Source organism: Lysinibacillus sp. TE18511 (genome assembly GCF_054062295.1).
This window is the reverse complement of the sequence record NZ_JBSSFD010000057.1, coordinates 1-19992: the sequence shown is the minus strand read 5'-3', so window position 1 is coordinate 19992 and position 19992 is coordinate 1. Positions and strand designations below refer to the sequence as shown.

Sequence of the window (19992 nt, the reverse complement as noted above, 5' to 3'; positions counted from 1 at the left end):
TGGAGCGAGCAACGCGAGTGAAGCGGCTCATCGGACGCCCCCAGGAAAGCGCCCAGTCGGAACGGAAATCAACCACACGTTATGGTGATGAGCCAGAGTTTTACAGTATTCTTTGTAAGTAACTCAGTTAGCCATAACAATCACCCTCCAAAAGGATAAAATCTCCTTGGAATTATGTCATATGAGGATATTTTTTTAATTGATATGCTAAATCATAAATTGCAGCTTTTACAAATGAATCCATTTTAGTTTCTAGACGAGATTTAGAGTAAATAAGTTGAATCTTTCTATTAAGCGCCACATCGTATAAGTCTTTTTTTATTAAAAGTCCTGATTTTAATTCATCCTCAATGAAGGCAACTGATAAAAAGGCAATTGTTTTTCCGAAAGTAAGCATCTTCTTAATCGTACTAACAGAATCTAGCTCGATTGTATAAATGGATGGGTGAAATGGATCCATCCATTTTTCTATAAAATGATTCGTTGAACTAGAGGAAGTGTGCAATAATACTTTGTTTTTTAGGACATCTGCTTTTGAGATGTCCTTTTTTGCTGCCAGCTCATGGGTAGGGCTTAATGCCAATACAAGTTCGTCTTCACCAATTGTTTCGTAGACAAGGGACGAATTTTCTTGTTTTGTTTCCATAATTAGCCCGAAATCTAATTCTTGAAGAGCTACCATTTGTTCAATTTCAGGAGCTGTTTTTACTTCCAGTGATATTCGGATATCTGGATAGGTTGTTGAAATTTGATGGATGATATCTGGCATAAAAATATGTGCAGGTAGCCCGCTTGCTCCAAGCCGAATGGAGCCGATATTGCCCGCTAAAAGATTTTCGACAAAGCGGTTCATGTCTTTTTGTAGCTGTACAATTTGGCGAGCGTAATGATAGAGTCCTTCTCCCGCTTCTGTTAAACGGTATCCACCTGCATTTGTCCGAAATAAACGGATGCCATATTCCTCTTCAATTGAGCGAATATGAAAGGATACTGTTGGTGCTGTAAGACCAAGCTCTTTGGCAACAGGAGCTAATTTTTTTAATTCTACAAGTAGGCAAAATGCCTGTAATTTCACATTATTCATTTTATCCTCCTAAAGTAAATTAGAAAAAATCTTGTATTTGCTTTAGTTTATTAGATTTTTTTTAACGAGTTATTAATAGTAGATTAATATTTTCTAAATATCTGGAATTTATAGTTGTAATTAACAAGGAGGATATTATGAAAATCTCATTAACGAATATCGAGAAAAAATATGGACAGGCTCAAGCGCTATGGCCTATCAATATTGAGTTGGATAGCAAATTCATTACAATCTTAGGACAATCAGGCTGTGGTAAGACGACGTTATTAAAACTATTAGCAGGTCTTGAACAACCGACAAATGGAGAAATTCATTTTGATGAAACAATTATTTATTCATCCAAACTCCGTAAAAATGTAAAACCAAATAAGAGAAATATGACAATGGTTTTTCAAGATTTTGCATTATGGCCTCATATGACGATTTTCCAAAACATTGCTTTTGGCTTGAAGGGAATTGTTCCAAAGTCAGAAATTCCGGCACGAGTAGAGCACGTTATGCGATTGGTGAAAATGGACGGATTTGAAAAACGTAAACCTGGTGAGTTATCTGGAGGACAGCAGCAACGGGTAGCGCTTGCGAGGGCACTTGCGACAAATCCAAAGCTTATTTTGTTTGATGAACCTTTATCGGCGCTCGACGCAGTACTAAGAGAAAAAATGCAAGATGAAATCATGCATATTATTCATGAGCTGGATTGTCAGGCAATTTTTGTCACACATGATCAAACAGAGGCTATGGCAATGTCAGATCAAATTATCGTAATGGAGGCAGGAAGAATTGCACAAGTAGGAACGCCAGAAGAAATATATCACGCCCCAACAACACCATATGTAGCAGATTTTATCGGCAAAGTGAACTGGTTTGATAAAGGTAATTATATTGTTCGACCTGAAGGAGTTTCCAGAGTGGCACGCCCAGGAACAATTGCAAAACAAGCGATGATTGTAAAAAGTACCTTTGTTGGTGATCGATATTTAGTGCAGGCACAGGTAGATGGTAAGCATTGGAGCTTTTACGAGGCAGAACCTATAGAACATGGTAAGCAGCTTGAAGTTTTTATTGATGAAAAACAAATCTATCAATTGGAGGGTTTACATTGAAAAAACGAAGTATAAAACTATTTGCTACAGCTGGGATTCTTTTAACATTAGCATTAGCGGGCTGTGGAAATAAAACAGTAGAGAGCAATAAAGAATCCAGTGCAGAGCCGAAAGAAGAACAAACTTTAACGGTATATTCTGCTGGTCCAGATGGTTTAGCAGCGAATATTCAACAAGCATTTGAAGAGCAAACGGGAATAAAAGTTGAGATGTTCCAAGGGACAACCGGCAAAATATTATCGCGTTTAGAAGCAGAGAAAAACAACCCTGTGGCAGACGTTGTTGTACTAGCCTCTGTCGCTTCAATGGATGGCTTAAAGGAAACGGATCAGCTTCAAAGCTATAAAGACGCTGCAAATGCAAAGAAAATCAATAGCGATTGGTCAGATGCAGAAGGTTATTATTATGGTTACAGTGCCTCCGCTTTAGGAATTGCTTATAATACAAAAAATACGCAACAGGCTCCGGAAGAATGGACAGATTTAGCAAAAGCTGAATGGCAAAATAAAATTAATATACCAGATCCAAGCTTGTCAGGCTCTGCTGTAGATTTCCTATACGGATATACAGAAGCGGAGAAAACGGCTTGGACTACGATGGAGAAGTGGAAGGAAAATGGTTTACAGGTGAATGGTGCCAATAAGGAAGCGTTAGATGCTGTTATTACTGGTGACAAAAATGCCACAATTTCAGGTGTAGATTACATGGCCTATAAAGCAAAAGCTGATGGTGAGCCAGTAGAAATTGTTTATCCAAAAAGCGGGACAGTTGTCAGTCCACGAGCTGTTGGTATTTTAAAGGATGCAAAAAATGTAGAGAGTGCAAAAGCATACGTTGATTTTTTACTGTCAGATGAAGGGCAAAAGCTTGTCGCAGATGCCTACTTGCTACCAGGCAACAAAGATATAGCTGTAAAGGATCGTGCAGCCTTAGATGAAATTCCTCAGCTAAATGTGAACTGGAAGGGCGCAGAAGCGAAGCAACTTGAAATAGTAACTAAATTCAATGATATTTTTCGTTAAGTAGTTTTGGGAGGTTTTTTAGCCTCCTTTAAGTTTTTCTAGGGAAGGATTGAAATATCAATGATTATGGAAGGCAGACGATCTTTTGGATTATTACTGACACTTGTCATCACGTTTGCTATCGCACCGTTAATTGCCATTGTGCTATATACATTTATGAAAGATGGGCAATTAGATGTTTCGCAGATTAATAGAATGTTTGCCAACGAGAGAGTGTGGCATACGCTTGGGAACTCTATACTATTAGGAGTTTTAGTTATTATAGGGACAACAATTATAGCATTCCCCATGGCGTTAATAAGAACGAAAACAAGCTTGTATAAATATAATTGGCTAGATATTGTTCTAACGATTCCGTTTATGACACCACCGTATATTGGCTCGATGGGCTGGATATTGTTTATGCAGAATAATGGTTTTCTCCAACAGCTATTTCCAAGTGCTGCTTGGATGACGGAAGCGTTCTTCTCCTTGCCTGGGATGGTCATGATTATGAGCCTGCATCTTTTTCCTTTTTTATATTTAATGCTAAAAAATACGCTATTAAGAATCAATGGATCCTTTCTTGATGCTGGATTAATTTTCGGACGAAGCTCTTGGAGAAATTGGACGAAAATAGTTTTGCCTTTATTGGTTTCTAGCTACGTACTAGGAAGTTTGCTAATTTTCATCAAAACGTTAGCTGAATTTGGAACACCTGCAACATTTGGTAGTCGAATTGGTTTTCAAGTTTTTACGACTGAAATTCACTCTTACCTATCTAGATGGCCAGTAGACATAAGTATGGCGACTTCGCTGTCATTATTTTTACTATCAGTTTGTCTCATTATCTGGTACTTTCAAAATCTTATTGGACGCAAATATACATATAGCGTGCTTTCTGGAAAAACACCAGCTATTCGTGAAATCAAAGATAAGTGGTATGTCAAGCTTGGTTCATGGCTTTTTGTGGGGATCATCATTTTGCTATCGATCGGTATTCCTTACTTTTCGATTATCGTGACATCTTTGCAGAAAGTTAGGGGAGATGGTTTGCAAGCAGGGAATTTTAGTTTTGCCTCCTACCAGGAAGTGTTTACAAGTGGAAGTGCTGGATTGTCAGCATTTTTAAATAGTGTTGTTTTCTCCATAATCACAGCTGTCGTTACAGCGATTATTGGTTTGTTCATTGCCTTATACATTAAAAAAGGAGAAACGAAAAAGCAGCAAGTATTAGATTTCTTTAGTTTAATGCCTAACATTATTCCTGGAATTGTTTTTGTAGTTGGGTTAATTATGTTTTGGAATGCGCCATGGCTACCAGCAACCATTTATAATACGAAGACAATGGTAGTAGTGACGTATTGTGTACTTTTCTTACCGTATTCCGTGCAATATATAAAGTCCTCTTTATCACAATTAGATTCTTCCATATTCCAATCAGCAGCTATTTTTGGGAGAAGTAGTTGGGTTGTTTATCGACAGATCATCATTCCATTATTAATGAAGGGAATTCTTGCTGGGATGACGATGACGTTTATTATCTCAATGCGTGAGCTTGTCGCTGGATTACTTATTTTGCCCCCTTCAGTAGAGACTGGCGCGACATTTATTTACAGTCAATTTGAGCAAGGAAATGTCGGGGAAGGAATGGCTGTTGCAGTCATAACAGTCATCATGACCGTTATTTTCATGTTGCTGTTTGCCTGGCTACAAAAAAGGGGAGGACATGCGGATGCTTAATGTAGAGATTTTAGGTGGGGTTGGTGAGTATGGCCGTAACTGCTTTTTCATTGAAAATAATGGACATGCTATTTTACTCGATTGCGGAGTGATGAACACTCGACAGAAGACTCCTCCGAATTTAACGCAAGCTCATGTAGCGAAGCTTGATGCAGTATTTATTTCCCATTCACATTCAGATCATGTAGGTGCTCTTCCTTTACTTGAGACATGGGGATACACAGGACCGATCATTATGAGTAAAATGACTGCGCAGCAATTAAAACAACCATGCCAACATACAAGAACCTTTCAACCAGAATCTATCGGAAAGTGGTTAGTTGTTAGTAACTGTCTTGCCTTTCAATGGGGCTACAGTGGACATCTAATAGGAAGCGTTTGGTATAAAATTCGGTTTTTTGAGGAGGTGATATTTTACTCTGGCGATTATGTGGTGGATTCCTTTTTGTTAAAAGCAGAGCTGCCGATAGAGGACGAGACTGTATATGATGTAGCCATTATTGATAGCGGTCATGTTGAGAAGAGCATCAATAATTTAGAAGTATTGCAGCAAATGACAGAATATATTCATGCAAATCCGGGCTGCCCAATTATTTTCCCATCTTCTTTTTCAGGAAAAACAGTCGATATTGCTACTTATCTTTTTCAGCATACGACAAGATCGATATGTATACATGATCATTTGTTGTCGTTATTTGAAAACTATTATGAGGAACCTGAAAACTTATTGCCTACTAAAACAATATTACCATCGTTTAAACGACAATGTTTGATAAAGATGACAGATAGTGAAAGTGCCATCTATTTTGTGCCTGAGCGTGATGAAACGAAATTAGAGGAACTACTTCATAAAAAGTCTAATGCAATAGTGATCTTTACGGGATATTGGAATAAAGGGAAATATAGCATGCAGCTCAGCCGAAATCAACATAAGGAATTTTTTTATAAAACACATCCAGATTATCATGACATCATCACACTTTCTAAGAAAATACATGCACAAAAGACCATCTATTTTCATAGTTCATTAACGACTAAAGAAACGACTTTCTTGCAATTAATAAAAAATGAGGAGGAAGTATTATGATGAATCAAATGAAGAAATGGGCACTAAATTTGTGTTTAATTGGAACTATCCTTGTTAGCATTATGTTTGTTGGATCCGTACAAGCAAAAGCAGCAATCGTACCAGAGCATGAAATTAAATTTAATATTAAATCAGAACTTTTCACAGAAACGGATATTTTGAATATTTTCCAGGCTACAAAAAAAGATGAAGTAAAGGTTTATTTCTTTGATACACCACAGAGAGCCTTTCTAAATGAAGACTATATCCAACGTTTGCGTGTCTATAAAGGGAGCAATAAGATGGATATTACCTATAAAAAGAGATTCTTAAATACACCTCTAGATGAAGCAATCGCTATTACAGAAAGTCATGGTTTCACTGGAGCAGAGTCTAATTATAAATTTGAAATGGATAGTAAGGGTGGTAATCGGACATTCACGATTAGTCGTAAGGAATCATTAAAGACTACATCTAAAGTGTCCTATGATGCAGTCGATACAAACGCTGCTAAAAAATTAATTTTTGAAAATGCACCGAAAAAAATTTTAAATTGGGATTCTGAAGAATGGTATCAAAACACATTATCCCAAGCCGTAATTTACGGTCCTGCAAAGGCTGTAACATATAAAGGAAGCTTTGCGGGCTATGCGGCGGATATTGAAGTTTGGCAATACCAAGGAGAAATTATGGTGGAACTATCGACGAAGGAGGAGGATGCATTAAAAGCCGCAGTTATAGAGAAAGTTTGGCATGATCAATTAATGTCTGCCGGTTATTTAAGTGATGATCAACGTGGCAAAACGGCATTTGTCATGGATATGTAATTTTTAAGTTCATTAGCGAAAAATACGCTGAAAAATTCGCAACTTTTCTAGGAACCGTGACAAGCTGTAGTGTATGGCATCTACAAGACTTGGCATTCGTTTGTAGAAGGGGAGTGAATTTTTTCTTTTTGGAAACAGGTTTAAATGATGTGTGAAGTGGGATAGAAGGTAAATAAAACACAAAAAATTTGTTCTAACTTTTTCAATTTAGCTTACACTTACTATAGGACGAACTTAGCTTTGAACAAGGGAGGAAATGACATAGCGAAAAAAATGGGAATTGTCGCGCTACTATTGTTCAGCGTTTATGTGCTGTGTATGTATTGGTATATATTCCATAGCGGCGGTGGTACAATACCACGAGCGATGCAGGGAACAGCTGCGGATCCAGTGATGTTTATGTCTGAAAGAGAACTATATCTAAGTGGTGAATATTCGAAAATACGAAACTTCCTGTTTTTTGTTGCTACACCCTTGGAATGGTTAGTCTATTTCATGATTTTATTAATGGGCGTATCTCGTTATTTTGAAAAGGTGGCGACGTCTCAAACAAAGAGGAAGCTGTTACAAAATGCAAGCTATTTATTCTTATTATCACTTTTATTATATGTGGTACTATTCCCACTCGATTATTATCGGTATAATTTAAGTAAAAATTACGGTATTAGTACACAAGGATTTTCGTCGTGGATGCGAGATGGTCTTATCGATTTTTGGGTTAACTTTGGCATGAGCTTTATTATTGTGTCTGTTATTTACTGGCTTATCAAAAAAAGTGCTAAAAGATGGTGGCTATATGCTTGGTTTTTAACAATTCCATTTACAATATTTGTGATGTTTATCCAGCCTGTTGTAATTGATCCTTTATATAATGATTTTTATCCGTTGAAAAATAAGGAGCTAGAGGAGAAAATCTTATCGGTAGCAGCACAAGCCAATATACCGGCAGAACATGTTTATGAAGTTAATATGGCAGAAAAAACGAATGCCTTAAATGCCTATGTAACGGGAATTGGCAGTAATTCGAGGATTGTGTTATGGGATACTACATTAAATCGTCTAACAGATAATGAAATTTTATTTATCATGGCACATGAAATGGGACATTACGTTGAGAAGCATATTTATTTTGGTATTGCAGGCTATCTTTTGTTGACCTTGCTAGGATTATGGCTAACAGCAAAGTGTATGAGACGGATTGTTGGCCGTTATGGACAGGTATTAAAAATTAAAAAAATAAGTGATATAGGTTCGTATCCATTGTTTTTACTTATAACATCTGTTTTATTATTTGCTTCAAACCCTTTGTCCAATTATATCTCAAGGTATCAGGAAATGAGAGCAGATCAATATGCGATTTCACTTACGGGTGATCGTGAGGCAGCTGTTACGGCGTTCCAAAAGTTAACGATATCTGGTTTAAGTGAGGTAAATCCACAACTACTTGTTAAGTGGTTCCGATATACACATCCGCCAATGCTAGAACGGATTTCTAAAGTAGCGGAGAAAGAAGGGCAGAAAGAGGGAGTGCCGTTAAAAGAGGAGCAGAAAAAAGAACAACAGAAGAAGTAAATCGCTTTGTTTAACGGCAGTGCAAAATCTAGGTTTTTAGAAAGAATAAGTTGGGTATTCTAAGGAAAAGATGTATCAAAATTCGTTTGTTTTACTGATAGGGGAATCGTTATGCGTAATGTGATCATTATTACACTTTCATCGATATTAATTGCCTTTGCCTACAATTTTTTATTAATTCCGCATGAAATTTTAAGTGGTGGATTAAGTGGGATTGCTATCATGCTTGGTATTATCACGCCCTTGAATACAGGGGTTTTAAATTTACTTTTGAATTTGCCATTGCTTATTTTAGGGATTATGAAGTTAGGGAAGCGGTTTATTGGATATACGATACTTTCAGTCGCCGTTTTGTCAGTAAGTTTGTATATTATTCCTATTTATAAAGCTACGCAAGAGCCGATTCTTGCCTCTTTATTTGGCGGAGTTATTGTGGGCTTGGGAACGGGGTTGATTTTCCGTGCATCTGGTTCCTCTGGAGGTTTTGATATTATTGCGATGCTACTAAGTCGTAAACGTGATTTTCCGCTCGGTACATTAATCTCTACGATGAATGGTATTGTTGTAGCGATCAGCGGATTTGTTTTTAGCTGGGATGCGGCATTACTGACGCTCGTATCGATTTATGCTACAGGGAAGGTTGTCGACACTATTCATACGAGTCATATTAAATTGACGTTGATGATTATTACAAGTAAGGGCGAAGAAGTAAAGCAGCAACTGCTATCAAAGTTTTATCGAGGTGTTACGATTATGGACGCAAGGGGTGCCTATTCAGGAGAAAGTCGTAAAGTATTAATTACGGTTATAACACGCTATCAGCTTGCTGAAGTAAAAGGTACGATCAAAGAAACGGATGAAAAAGCTTTTGTCAATATATTGCAAACTACAGAGGTCATCGGCATGTTCGATCGAGGGGTTAAGTAAAAATTATTGAATTGGAAAAAATTAATAATTGTTATTTTCTCTACACACGTTATGGGTTATACTATGTATAATCGAACGTGTGTTTTTGTTTTTGGCCAGAGAAATGTTATGTAGCGAAGTGAAAACGTCAGCTATATTGCACCAAGGCCATTATGGGGAGGAAGTATTGAAATGGAAAAAGAAAAAATTCACGCCTATTGTTCAAAGCTTCATGGCACAACGCATGATTATAAAATAGAGTGGGAAGCTGATCGCTACCATATTGGGGGAAAAATGTATGCGATGATGGGCGGAGATGCTACTGGAAAGCCAGTACTTACATTGAAATGTGAGCCTAAACGAGCTGAAGAATTAAGAGAAGCTTATGAAGGAATTATTCCTGGCTACTATATGAATAAAACACATTGGAATTCAATCTATATGGATGCAGATGACGTATCTATGGATTTAGTTGAAAATTTAATCGAGCATTCCTATAAGCTAGTTTTCGGAAAGCTAACGAAAAAAGCTCAGCAAGAAATTGCATTATTGAAAGAAATTTAGTGATGCCTATATTCGCGGGAGAGAAGTGAATCCTCGCGCGGCGAAGTGAAATCCTCAGGGAATCAGAGTGACCGCCCACGCGCAACACCATGAAAAAAAGAATCTGCCATTTCACAGCTTAACTGTGAAGAAAACAGATTCCTTTTTCATTGTGTAGCTTGTTGCTTAAGAATTATATCCACGTTCGCCAAAAGGCTGTAGCGTGTCGAGCCATTTTTGCTCTAGTTTTTCTAATTCTTTTTTAGCATCGAAGTAGCCCTCTTCTTTTTTCTTCAAATATTCTACTACTTCAATTTCAAAAGCATCTTTGCCGAATGAGTTGTAATCGGTTTGGAGCTCTTTATTTGTGTGTGTATTTGTTTTTAACATAAACTGAAAGCCGTTTAGGCGTTTTAAATTATTGAAGCTGCCAACAAATACTTTACTATTTTGTTTATTGGTCATTGTAAAAACGCCCGCTTCAATTTTCATGTCTTTATACATTTCCTTTAATTCTTTTTTATGATCCATTGAAAACCCTGCCTTCTTATTTTTTTACCCAATAGGCACTACCATCATCTGTACGGTCTATAAAACCGTATTCGATTAAATAGCGACGTATTAGTACATAATCCTCGTAGATCGGTTGGATGATGGCATTTAATTCTTTTTCTGAATACTGTTTCGCTTCATCGAAAAGTTTTGTGATTGCGCGGAGTATCACGATTTTTTGCTTTTCGCGTTTTGGGAAGCGGGCTAGCTCTTTACCGATACCATGTGGAAAGTGTTTTTCTAGTAACTGCTGTTCTTCAGAAATCGTAACATCATAGCGTTCGTCGACCATTGTAGCCGTTTTGTGTATGGGGACAAAGCTCTCTTCCTTTTGATTCTGCTCCTTTAATAACTCCATCATGGCAAGAAAAGTTTTTGCCTGACGTTCCTTCTCTTTAAGGGCAAAGCGATGATGACGAATCGTTGCTGCACTACCTATTTCCAGTTCTTCTTTCATTTCTTGATCGGTTTTTCCTTCATAAAATAAGCGCAAAATATGACTTTGATGATCAGTTAATCCTGTCATTTTTTTATTTAGACCATTTAAATAATGGAATACAGATTGGTGGGCTGAAGTAATATGATGCTGTATAAATTTTTCTGCTTCGTAGAGTACACCTTCATGTGGATAAATAATTCCTTTTTCAATCTTTTCTCCACAAAGTAGACAAGTGAAGTGTGTGGTTTTATCAATATAGCCCTTTTTTATGTTATCAATTGAAGCTTGCCAAAATAATTCATTTACATCCATTGAACACCCTCCTGAAAACAAACGGAAAATAATTTTGTTTGCTTATTTATAATTAAAATAACAAATTGTTTAATTAAAATCAATAAAAAACACATCGTTTTATAAACGATGTGTAAATATGTTTACTGGCATTTATTTATTCTTCTTTTTAAAAAGGATGATGGATAAGGTCGCTAGAACAATAATTGTGACGAAAATAATGATTACACTAGTTGACGTACTTAGTATATTCCCATGAAGCTCATAGACAATACCATAATTGATTTTATAATCTTCCACGTAAGAAGCAGGTACGCCGTCAAAAACTTTAGAAATGGAGCTTTCCATAAAGGAATTGCGTAATAGTAATGTTGTATGGCTGATAGGGAAATACATAATAAGGTTTTGAGCAAAGGTTGGCAGTGCTCCTACAGGTACATAAACACCGCATAAAAAACCAATTGCTGTTCCGACGATTGTTCCTAGCGTCGAAAAGGAATTTTGTGTATTAACAAATAACACAAGAAACAGATTAAAAACACTGGCAAGTAAAACAGATAAAAATAATATGCCTACGACGTTAACGAAATTTCTAAAGCTTAAAAGCTCACCGCCTGTAGCAACGATAAAAATTTCACAGCCAATAAGGGCGATAAAGGAAAAGATACAGCCTACGATCAATGCGTTGATTACATAACTGAATTGAATTGTTGCTCGGGAAATGGGCGCAGTTAAAAAATCAGCCTGTGCTTTTGATTCTAAATCTTTTACAGCGATGCCATATGCAGCAAGTGTTGTTGAAACGGCGATCATAGATAGTAAGCCAGCCACTAGCCATTCATTGACCATCGTTACTAATTCTGGCGTAGCTTCCGTCATTTGCTCAATGGCATCTACTTGCATTTTTTGAAGGAATACAGCGTATAACACAATGACGATAAGGACAGAGAGCAGGGAGAAGAAGACTTGCGTTTTATCACGTCTGAAAACCTTGCTATTTCGCTGTACTAAGCTAGATAATGCTTCCATTAAGCTACACCTCCCTCGGCCATGATATGAAGAAAGACATCATCCATAGTACCTTTGATTACTTCAAATGAGGCAATAAGCGGCTCGGCTTTTTTTAATAGTGTTAAAGCATGAAGAGTTGATTCAACCCGGATGGAGAAAATACCTAGCTTTTCTGTAAAGGAGATGGCATGTTCCTCAAGCCACTTTACCCCCTCATCGCTATTATGAAAAACAAGTGCCATTGCATCGTAGGCGTATTTGGTTTTAAGAGCATCCGGTGTACCTTCTGCGACAATTTCACCTTGCTTTAAGACGATCACTTGATGAGCGACTGCCGCTTCCTCCATATAATGGGTTGTCAAAAAAACAGTCATATTTGTTTCTAGCTGTAGCTGCCTAATGGCTTGCCATACGAATTGACGTGTTTGTGGATCAAGACCAGTTGTCGGTTCATCTAAAAATAAAATTTTAGGTCGATGTATAAGCGCTCGAGCGATATCAGCCCGCCTTTTTTGCCCACCTGATAAAGTTCCATATTTTCGTTTTTCTATATCAGCTAAATGCAAATAGGTTGATATTAATTGATAGTTTTCGGCAAGTTGAGCTTTCGATAAGCCATATGTTTTGCCACGGTGAAGTATATTTTCTCGCACTGTCAATCGTTCATCCAGTAAACTTTGCTGGAATACGACACCAATGGATTTTCGGACTTCCGCATTGTCGTTACTTGCATCAAGTGTATAGCCATTAATTTTAACTGTACCGCTTGATTTTTTTAATAATGTACAAAGTATTTCAATAGTCGTTGATTTACCCGCACCATTCGCACCTAAAAAGGCGAAGAGGGAGCCTTGCTCAACGGTAAATGAAATCCCTTTTACTGCCTGATGAACCCCATATTGCTTACATAGGTTTTCAACTTGTATAGCAAAGGTCATATTGTTTATTCCTTTCTTTTTTGAATTACTTGATTGATTTTTGCAATATCATTTTTTTGAAGTACATAAATAATGCACCAAGCGAAAAAGAAAATAATAGCTTCACTTATAAAAATAGACGTAATGCTTGAATGTTCAAACCAGCGCCCGAAATAACCTGCAATCAACACACACAGAGTAACTGCAATTACATGTAAAATAAACTGAGCAATAAAAGGTAAACGCTCGATATCAAAAATGATGGACAGCAAACCAATTACAGCTCCAAGTATGGCTGCGATGATAATTTGTTCAAGTAATTCCGATCCTGACATTACAGCGTTATTAGATATGACGCTTAATGTTACTAAGACGTAGGAAGAGCTAAGTGATATGAGTAGTCCGATAATCATCATGCGAATAAATTTCATATTATGAGTCCCTCCCAATACCTAAGTGGTGTTTTAATTCTTTTAAATATTTACGACTAACATGGACGGACACATCGTTTTCTAATATCAGTTCTGTTGTACCGATTTTACCCATTTGAATAGAGGCAATTTTATTAATGTTAACGAGTGTCGATTTACTGACTCTGGCAAAGTCCTTCGATAATTGTGCTTCCAGCTCATACAATTTACGCTTTGTTTCGAATTCCTGTTCCTCTGTCTGCAAAAATACTTTTGCACCCTCTGCGTAAATAGAATAAATATCTGAAATTTTTAGCATATGAATTTCCTGTTGAAAGTAGCCATCTAGCATCGTTGTTTGTGAAGCTTGTAGCTGCTTCATCAGTCGTTCAATTTGCTCGGTGTATTCCTTCGCATGTATATGAATCTCGGTTTCTTCTAGCTCACTATTGATTGTTAAATGAATTTTCATTGGAGGCCTCCTTTACATATCTCCGCTATGGAGAAACACTGAATCAGGTAATAATAATGTAGCATAGAAAAATTTGGCTCGGAGAATTTCTTGGATAAGAGGTTAAATTTCATGAATAACAGGTTCATTTTTGACAATATAGAACCTCGCAAAAAGTGATGAAGTAGAAAAAATGGCAGGTAAACGGCATAATAAAATTATTCAGTCATGAGGGGTTGCTTCTATGTTTATTTTTGATAAGCACATGTTTATTACATTATGTATTGGTTTAGCAGGTGCTGTTTTATTTCAACTTTTACATATTCCAATGCCATGGTTGCTTGGTGCTATAACAGCGGTACTAATTGTTCAGTTATCGACCAAAGTACAATTGAAATGGCATATATATTTTCGTAATTTTGGTTTAATCGTCGCTGGGTATTCTATTGGTTTTGCTTTTACACCCGAAGCCGTGCAGGATATTCAACTATTTTTATGGAGTATGGTCGTTTTAAATGTACTATTCATTTTACTGTTTTTTTGCATCAGCTATTTAGTAGCAAAGCGTGCAGATTTAGATTTTGCGACCGCGTTGACGTGCTGTGTACCTGGGGGAATGTCACAGGTTGTAGCCTTTGCTGAAGAGCAAGGGGATATGGATATGGTTGTTATTACGTTCTTTCAAATATTACGGGTCCTTTTAATCGTCGGGTTTGTGCCATTAATGGTGTCAGGCTCTGGTGGAAATGTGTTAGTGGTAGACGGAGCGTATTCATGGAGCTTAATAGGTTTACTTGCTGTGTGTGGAGTGGCGGGGTGGCTGGCGCAAAAGGTGAAAATACCAACAGGCTATATGCTTGGTCCAGTGTTTTTATTGATGGGCTTTAATATAGCAGGAATGGATGTACCAAAATTACCGTTGTCACTACTTCATATTGCGCAACTAATGCTTGGCATTTACATTGGGCTTTTATTGAAAAAAGAGGATTTACATTTATCGAAGAAGCATGTGTTTTACGCATTTGTATCAGCAGGCATCTTTATTGGCGCTGCATACGGCTTAACATTTATCATGAAGGATTTGTATGGTCTTGATTTTCAGACAGGTTTTTTAAGTATCGTACCAGGAGGGCTTGATCAAATGGGGATTATCGCCGCTTCTGTTCATGCGAATGTGACAATCGTTACTGCATTTCAGCTATTCAGAGTACTAGTCGTATCCATTTTCCTCGTACCGTTTGTCAAAATGTTTGTGAGAAAAGTGAAAGCTTAAAAAACTGCCGCAAATATTTGTATATTTATAAAAATTTGAAATGTACGAAATTTTTCTTTACCAAATTTCCTGAATTATGGTATTATAAATTTAACTAGGATGAACGGAGGTGAAAAGGAATGAATAAAAACGCTACGAAAACAGGTGTAAAAGAGGATAAAGCTATGTATTTTGCACGTGTTATTACTTTCGATTTTGCGAACAACGGGAGAGGTCTGTCCATTTTTAAGCAAAATCAAATAACAAACGTAGCGAATTAACCATTCTTTTTCACAAACTAATGAGGAAAAGACTGCTTGTTAATCGAGCAGTCTTTTTTGTGTCTATAGATGTTTTTCGCACGTTTCATTGGAGGAAAAAACGATGCAAATTAAGGCTGAACAAATACAAAAAATTATGGGTGGAAGCGTATTATTTGAAGGGCTTCAATTAGAAGTAAATACAGGCGAGCATGTTGCCATTGTTGGCGTGAATGGCAGTGGGAAAACGACTTTATTACAGTTACTAGCTGGGTTGGATACGCCAGATAAGGGACGAATCATAAAAAGTAAAGAAGCCACGATTGGTTATTTACATCAAATTCCGGATTATCCTATGCTCTCAGTTAAGGAAGTGCTGGAGGAAGCATTTGCGGAAATCTATGCATTGAAGGCAACGCTGACAAAGCTTGAGCAAGAGATGCAGTTGGCTGTAACCGATAAAATACTTCAGCAATATGGTCATGTGCAGGAACAGTTTATGCTACAGGGTGGCTATGAAATTGATGCGCAATTAGCGATGATTGCCAATGGTTTAGGTATTACGCCATTGCTTGAGCAACCATTTACTAGCTTAAGTGGTGGGGAGAAAACAAAGGTGATGCTTGGGCAAATCCTTTTAAGTAATCCTTCTATTTTGCTATTAGATGAACCAACGAATCATTTAGATATGCAGGCAATTGAATGGCTAGAAAACTATGTCCGAAACTTTGCAGGAATTGTTATTGTCGTATCACATGATCGTCATTTTATGAATCAAATGGCTCAAAAAATAATTGAAATTGAAGATGGAGAGGCATTTGCGTATAGTGGCAATTACGATGCGTTTGTTGAACAAAAAGAAGCTAAGGTTGAACAGCAATTTGCTCAATATGAAGAACAGCAAAAGAAAATAAAAAAAATGCAGGAAACAATAAAGCGTTTAAAGCAATGGGCAAATGAAGCGAATCCACCAAATGCTGCCTTACATCGACGTGCCAAAAGTATGGAAAAAGCATTAGCACGTATTGAACGTTTGAAGAAGCCTACAACGAAAAAGAAAATGAATCTAGCCTTAACGATGGCTGAGCGTAGTGGTAAAGAGGTTGTACAAATGACGGGCATTAGCCATGCATTTGAGAAACCATTATTTAAGGAAAGTAATTTAGCGGTTTATTTCGGAGAACGACTGGCGATTGTTGGTGGTAATGGTAGTGGGAAATCAACGTTGTTAAAAATGATGCTAGGCGAAATTGAGCCTGATAAGGGGATCTGTCATGTCGGTAGCAACGTGAAAATTGGCTACCTTTCACAGCAATTTGAGCATAAAAATCCTGCCATTCGTTTAATAGATGCATTCCGTGAGCGTGTCGCTGTGTCAGAGGCAGAGGCACGTCATATTCTTGCTCAATTTTTATTTTATGGCTATGACGTTTTTAAAAAAGTGAAGGATTTAAGTGGGGGCGAAAAAATGCGCTTACGTCTAGCACAGTTAATGCATGCCGATATTAATTTATTAATGCTAGATGAGCCGACCAATCATTTAGACATTGAAGCGAGAGAGGTATTGGAGGATACATTAGAGTCCTTTGAAGGGACCATTATGGGTGTCTCGCATGACCGTTATTTCTTACAAAAGATTTTTACAAAAGTTGCATGGATTGAGCATGAAACGATTCAAGTATTTGAAGGCGATTATGAATGGGCAAGGCAAAAACGTTTAGAAATAGTTAAAGAACCGGTTATTAAGGAAGCACCTGAAAAGACCTACGCTGCTAAAAAAGAGTTACCCATTGAAGATCAGATTGAAAAGCTTGAAATAAAATTAAAGGAGCCGACACTTGCCAAGGAGCAACGACAAAAGCTTGAACAGCAGCTAGAGGATTTATATGGAAAATGGATTGAGGGAGGAACAGAGCATGCATAAAATTGAGCACATCATGCAGCTAGATATTGATTATATTAAAAGTTTTAGTGAGATGGAAACATGTCATGAAGGAGTATTATTTTATAATAAGGAAATACCAACATATTACGACGCCAATCATGCACACATTTGGAAGAAGATCAGCAATCCGGATCTATTTTTGAAAAACATCAAGAAGTACTATCAAGCAAAATCTCTCATCCCAAGATTGTATTTATACAATGTGGAGGAAAACCAGTCGTGTATAGATGCATTAGAAGTAAACGGCTTTCAATATGAATGTTTTACAGATGATGTACAGTGTTGGAATGGTGAATACTCGCCACTATCGCATAATCCAGCAATACAAATTGAACGTGTAACAGCTACCAATATGGAAGAAGCATTAGCCGTAGAAATGAGTATCTCAACATTTGGGGAGCCTGCATTAATTAAAAAAGCTTTTGAGCAAACATATCGTTCCCCGCATTTTACGTATTATTTATTAAAATTGGACGGCATAGCTTGCTGTACTGCCAATATTTTTATCTCAGGCAATCAAGGGAGAGTCGAGAGTGTAGCAACATTAGAAAGCTATCGAGGACGAGGATTGATTGGCTATATTCTGCAACATATTCAGCAAGAGTCGGTAAAGCAAGGGTTAGAATATCTCTGGATTTTGCCTATCAATGAACAGGTTGCAAAAGTCTATGACAAGGCAAATTTCAAATCAGTAGGCAAAGTAGAATCCATTCATGCCTTTACTGAAGGAAAAAGCATTAAGCAAATAAGACAAGATTCTTAATGAAGATAAACAATTTCGCCATACTCCTATGGGACTGTGATCCAAGCTCGGATTCTCCCATAGGAAGAGCGAAATTTTAAAAGCTAGAGTATTACTTGCCAATTGTCATTACATGTTGCATGAATGGATGGGTGTTTTAAAATATAGTTTGCAATCAGCTCCGTCATATCAAATTGTATTTCTTTTACGACCGGACGATTTCTTAAAAAATCAAAGTTTCCTGCCCCAGTTGCACGATAGCTACTCATCACAACTTCGAATTCTTCATCCATCCTAATAGGAACATCATTAATAGTAAGCTTAGTTACACGCTCGCCAATATGCTTTGAAATATCGAGAATGTATTCGATCCCCTCCCACATGTCATAATTATAAGGTTGTGCCTTTGGATACAGAAAAGACTCGGCTACTGTCAGCTTGCCCGCCTCTACAGTAAAATAGGTGGCTGATTGTTCAAGGGCGAGTAATATGTCATGCCCTGATAGACGAAGCACCTTTAAGGTATTTGCATAAATATAGTTTGTGACGATATCACGCATCGTAACCTCTTGATTGAAACCACCACGCTCATTGTGAAAGAGTGCTGTGCAAGAAATAGCAGCTCCAGATTCCTCCATTTGGATACGATTTATAAATTCGATATATGGATGCTCTTGAATGCGTGCAAGAAATGAATCCTCGATTTGCATATTTCCATGAATAATCCCAATTGTTTTATCTAACCATGTCACTGTTTTTTCAAAAGTAGGGGAGATCATGTTGCACACAGATGTCTTAGGTTCAGTATCCGCTGTAACATAAATCAGTGAAGGTGTATGGGTAATAGAGTGAATTTTCTTCTGGCTGTCCATCATCATTTTTAATTCAATACTAGCTAAGCAAGTCCCTTTAGTGCCAGGCTGAACTACTGATTTTTCCATAATTGTTGTGCTAATTTCACGATGCTGATGACCAGAAATGACGATATCCACTTCATCTATTTCGGTACACATACGATATCCTTGATTTTCCCCATTCTCTGTTTCGAGTAATTCTTTTGTTTCAAGGCTTCGCTCAAATCCCCCGTGGTAGCAAAGAATAAGAACATCAATTTGTTCATTTGCACGTATCCATTGTGCCCAGTACTTAGCGCTCAAAAAAGCATCTTCAAAACGAAGACCCTGAATATGCTGTGGCTCTTCCCATTTGGTCACAAAATGTGTGGTCACACCTAAAATGCCTATGCGAACATCTTCTATTTCTTTGATGATATAAGGCTTGGTAAAATGCTTGCCATCATTAGTTAAAATGTTAGCACCAAGCCATGGAAATTGGGACTGGCTTATAACAGATTGTAACGCGGGTAGCCCGTAATTAAATTCGTGATTGCCAAATACCATCGCATCATATTGAAGATCATTGGCAACTTGTATTAATGGATTAGGCTCTTGCACTTGAAATTTTTGATGAAAATAAGTCAACGGACTTCCTTGAATAAAATCTCCGTTATCAATTAAAATTGTTGGTCCTTCAAGCCGTTTTTCCTGAATGATTGTTGCTAGCTTGGCTAAACCAAGTGCTGCATTGTGATCGTTGCGGAAAGCGGTTGGCATTATATATCCATGAAGATCACTAGTAGCAAGTATTTGTATTGTTTTTTCAGTCATAAGAGGTCCTCCGTCAGTTAGTATATCCATAGTACATCTTATAATTTTCCATCTCGCTATTTATTAATTGGCACAACGGCAATTGCCTTTCTTGGTACGATTGTAGGAACATTGACTCATCACCAAAAGTTGTGGGTGACATTTGTTAAGACGTATGCCTTGTATATAAGTTGATTGGAGTGGAGACTGGGCGACTCCTTGGGGATCAGC

General features: G+C 37.3%; 20 protein-coding genes. 12 read left to right on the top strand and 8 right to left on the bottom strand.

Annotated features, from left to right (window positions below; translation table 11 throughout):
- Positions 1 to 172: 172 nt before the first annotated feature.
- A complete protein-coding gene (locus ACVWXS_RS24070) occupies positions 173 to 1084 on the bottom strand; it encodes a LysR family transcriptional regulator (RefSeq protein WP_456960455.1) in 912 nt (303 codons plus the stop codon).
- A gap of 137 nt (positions 1085 to 1221) precedes the next feature.
- Here ACVWXS_RS24070 and ACVWXS_RS24065 point away from each other — a divergent pair, with 137 nt between their 5' ends.
- The 8 genes from ACVWXS_RS24065 (at position 1222) to ACVWXS_RS24030 (ending at position 9866) form a co-directional block, all read left to right on the top strand.
- A complete protein-coding gene (locus ACVWXS_RS24065; protein WP_456960454.1) occupies positions 1222 to 2187 on the top strand; it encodes an ABC transporter ATP-binding protein in 966 nt (321 codons plus the stop codon).
- Positions 2184 to 3209, top strand: a complete 1026-nt coding sequence (locus ACVWXS_RS24060; protein WP_456960453.1) for an ABC transporter substrate-binding protein — start codon at positions 2184 to 2186, stop codon at positions 3207 to 3209. Before ACVWXS_RS24065 ends, ACVWXS_RS24060 begins: the two co-directional genes overlap by 4 nt.
- A gap of 60 nt (positions 3210 to 3269) precedes the next feature.
- On the top strand, positions 3270 to 4931 hold the full coding sequence (locus tag ACVWXS_RS24055) for an ABC transporter permease (RefSeq protein WP_456960452.1): 1662 nt from the start codon (positions 3270 to 3272) through the stop codon (positions 4929 to 4931).
- A complete protein-coding gene (locus ACVWXS_RS24050) occupies positions 4924 to 6018 on the top strand; it encodes an MBL fold metallo-hydrolase (protein WP_456960451.1) in 1095 nt (364 codons plus the stop codon). The genes ACVWXS_RS24055 and ACVWXS_RS24050 overlap by 8 nt, the downstream gene beginning before the upstream one ends.
- Positions 6015 to 6824 carry a hypothetical protein gene (locus ACVWXS_RS24045; RefSeq protein ID WP_456960450.1) on the top strand — a complete coding sequence of 270 codons (810 nt, stop codon included), beginning with the start codon at positions 6015 to 6017 and terminating at the stop codon, positions 6822 to 6824. The genes ACVWXS_RS24050 and ACVWXS_RS24045 overlap by 4 nt, the downstream gene beginning before the upstream one ends.
- Before the next feature lie 261 nt (positions 6825 to 7085).
- Positions 7086 to 8396: a M48 family metallopeptidase gene (locus tag ACVWXS_RS24040; RefSeq protein ID WP_456960456.1), complete on the top strand. Its 1311-nt coding sequence runs from the start codon at positions 7086 to 7088 to the stop codon at positions 8394 to 8396.
- A gap of 111 nt (positions 8397 to 8507) precedes the next feature.
- A complete protein-coding gene (locus ACVWXS_RS24035; protein WP_456960449.1) occupies positions 8508 to 9323 on the top strand; it encodes a YitT family protein in 816 nt (271 codons plus the stop codon).
- Between the two features lie 171 nt (positions 9324 to 9494).
- Complete coding sequence (locus ACVWXS_RS24030; protein ID WP_456960448.1) at positions 9495 to 9866, top strand: MmcQ/YjbR family DNA-binding protein; 372 nt, start codon at positions 9495 to 9497, stop codon at positions 9864 to 9866.
- A 165-nt stretch (positions 9867 to 10031) separates the two neighbouring features.
- On the opposite strand, the gene ACVWXS_RS24025 is transcribed toward ACVWXS_RS24030, so the two are convergent.
- From ACVWXS_RS24025 to ACVWXS_RS24000, 6 genes are all read right to left on the bottom strand, one after another.
- Positions 10032 to 10376, bottom strand: a complete 345-nt coding sequence (locus tag ACVWXS_RS24025; protein ID WP_068982898.1) for a GIY-YIG nuclease family protein — start codon at positions 10374 to 10376, stop codon at positions 10032 to 10034.
- Between the two features lie 16 nt (positions 10377 to 10392).
- On the bottom strand, positions 10393 to 11148 hold the full coding sequence (locus tag ACVWXS_RS24020) for a DUF2087 domain-containing protein (protein ID WP_456960447.1): 756 nt from the start codon (positions 11146 to 11148) through the stop codon (positions 10393 to 10395).
- Positions 11149 to 11280: 132 nt separating this feature from the next.
- Positions 11281 to 12156 (bottom strand): ABC transporter permease, encoded by an 876-nt coding sequence (locus ACVWXS_RS24015; RefSeq protein ID WP_456960446.1) that lies wholly within the window; start codon positions 12154 to 12156, stop codon positions 11281 to 11283.
- The gene (locus ACVWXS_RS24010; RefSeq protein ID WP_456960445.1) at positions 12156 to 13076 is read right to left on the bottom strand and encodes an ATP-binding cassette domain-containing protein; all 921 of its coding nucleotides are present in this window, start codon (positions 13074 to 13076) and stop codon (positions 12156 to 12158) included. Before ACVWXS_RS24010 ends, ACVWXS_RS24015 begins: the two co-directional genes overlap by 1 nt.
- A gap of 5 nt (positions 13077 to 13081) precedes the next feature.
- Positions 13082 to 13486, bottom strand: a complete 405-nt coding sequence (locus ACVWXS_RS24005) for a DUF3021 domain-containing protein (RefSeq protein ID WP_068982894.1) — start codon at positions 13484 to 13486, stop codon at positions 13082 to 13084.
- A 1-nt stretch (position 13487) separates the two neighbouring features.
- Positions 13488 to 13937 carry a LytTR family DNA-binding domain-containing protein gene (locus ACVWXS_RS24000; protein ID WP_456960444.1) on the bottom strand — a complete coding sequence of 150 codons (450 nt, stop codon included), beginning with the start codon at positions 13935 to 13937 and terminating at the stop codon, positions 13488 to 13490.
- A gap of 223 nt (positions 13938 to 14160) precedes the next feature.
- On the opposite strand from ACVWXS_RS24000, the gene ACVWXS_RS23995 reads away from it, so the two are divergent.
- The 4 genes from ACVWXS_RS23995 (at position 14161) to ACVWXS_RS23980 (ending at position 18136) form a co-directional block, all read left to right on the top strand.
- Positions 14161 to 15189: an AbrB family transcriptional regulator gene (locus tag ACVWXS_RS23995; protein WP_456960443.1), complete on the top strand. Its 1029-nt coding sequence runs from the start codon at positions 14161 to 14163 to the stop codon at positions 15187 to 15189.
- A 119-nt stretch (positions 15190 to 15308) separates the two neighbouring features.
- Complete coding sequence (locus ACVWXS_RS23990) at positions 15309 to 15449, top strand: RAxF-45 family protein (protein WP_223553096.1); 141 nt, start codon at positions 15309 to 15311, stop codon at positions 15447 to 15449.
- Positions 15450 to 15552: 103 nt separating this feature from the next.
- Positions 15553 to 17352 (top strand): ribosomal protection-like ABC-F family protein, encoded by a 1800-nt coding sequence (abc-f, locus tag ACVWXS_RS23985; RefSeq protein WP_456960442.1) that lies wholly within the window; start codon positions 15553 to 15555, stop codon positions 17350 to 17352.
- On the top strand, positions 17345 to 18136 hold the full coding sequence (locus ACVWXS_RS23980; protein WP_456960441.1) for a GNAT family N-acetyltransferase: 792 nt from the start codon (positions 17345 to 17347) through the stop codon (positions 18134 to 18136). Before abc-f ends, ACVWXS_RS23980 begins: the two co-directional genes overlap by 8 nt.
- Before the next feature lie 83 nt (positions 18137 to 18219).
- Here the strand turns inward: ACVWXS_RS23980 and ACVWXS_RS23975 are convergent, their stop codons facing one another.
- A complete protein-coding gene (locus ACVWXS_RS23975; RefSeq protein ID WP_456960440.1) occupies positions 18220 to 19782 on the bottom strand; it encodes a bifunctional metallophosphatase/5'-nucleotidase in 1563 nt (520 codons plus the stop codon).
- Positions 19783 to 19992: the final 210 nt, after the last annotated feature.

Excerpts from the sequence above, each read along its gene's own strand:
- ACVWXS_RS24070 (WP_456960455.1), bottom strand. The coding sequence starts at position 1,084 with ATGAATAATGTGAAATTACAGGCATTTTGCCTACTTGTAGAATTAAAA.
- ACVWXS_RS24065 (WP_456960454.1), top strand. The coding sequence starts at position 1,222 with ATGAAAATCTCATTAACGAATATCGAGAAAAAATATGGACAGGCTCAA.
- ACVWXS_RS24055 (WP_456960452.1), top strand. The coding sequence starts at position 3,270 with ATGATTATGGAAGGCAGACGATCTTTTGGATTATTACTGACACTTGTC.
- ACVWXS_RS24050 (WP_456960451.1), top strand. The coding sequence starts at position 4,924 with ATGCTTAATGTAGAGATTTTAGGTGGGGTTGGTGAGTATGGCCGTAAC.
- ACVWXS_RS24045 (WP_456960450.1), top strand. The coding sequence starts at position 6,015 with ATGATGAATCAAATGAAGAAATGGGCACTAAATTTGTGTTTAATTGGA.
- ACVWXS_RS24035 (WP_456960449.1), top strand. The coding sequence starts at position 8,508 with ATGCGTAATGTGATCATTATTACACTTTCATCGATATTAATTGCCTTT.
- ACVWXS_RS24030 (WP_456960448.1), top strand. The coding sequence starts at position 9,495 with ATGGAAAAAGAAAAAATTCACGCCTATTGTTCAAAGCTTCATGGCACA.
- ACVWXS_RS24025 (WP_068982898.1), bottom strand. The coding sequence starts at position 10,376 with ATGGATCATAAAAAAGAATTAAAGGAAATGTATAAAGACATGAAAATT.
- ACVWXS_RS24020 (WP_456960447.1), bottom strand. The coding sequence starts at position 11,148 with ATGGATGTAAATGAATTATTTTGGCAAGCTTCAATTGATAACATAAAA.
- ACVWXS_RS24015 (WP_456960446.1), bottom strand. The coding sequence starts at position 12,156 with ATGGAAGCATTATCTAGCTTAGTACAGCGAAATAGCAAGGTTTTCAGA.
- ACVWXS_RS24010 (WP_456960445.1), bottom strand. The coding sequence starts at position 13,076 with ATGACCTTTGCTATACAAGTTGAAAACCTATGTAAGCAATATGGGGTT.
- ACVWXS_RS24005 (WP_068982894.1), bottom strand. The coding sequence starts at position 13,486 with ATGAAATTTATTCGCATGATGATTATCGGACTACTCATATCACTTAGC.
- ACVWXS_RS24000 (WP_456960444.1), bottom strand. The coding sequence starts at position 13,937 with ATGAAAATTCATTTAACAATCAATAGTGAGCTAGAAGAAACCGAGATT.
- ACVWXS_RS23995 (WP_456960443.1), top strand. The coding sequence starts at position 14,161 with ATGTTTATTTTTGATAAGCACATGTTTATTACATTATGTATTGGTTTA.
- ACVWXS_RS23990 (WP_223553096.1), top strand. The coding sequence starts at position 15,309 with ATGAATAAAAACGCTACGAAAACAGGTGTAAAAGAGGATAAAGCTATG.
- abc-f (WP_456960442.1), top strand. The coding sequence starts at position 15,553 with ATGCAAATTAAGGCTGAACAAATACAAAAAATTATGGGTGGAAGCGTA.
- ACVWXS_RS23980 (WP_456960441.1), top strand. The coding sequence starts at position 17,345 with ATGCATAAAATTGAGCACATCATGCAGCTAGATATTGATTATATTAAA.
- ACVWXS_RS23975 (WP_456960440.1), bottom strand. The coding sequence starts at position 19,782 with ATGACTGAAAAAACAATACAAATACTTGCTACTAGTGATCTTCATGGA.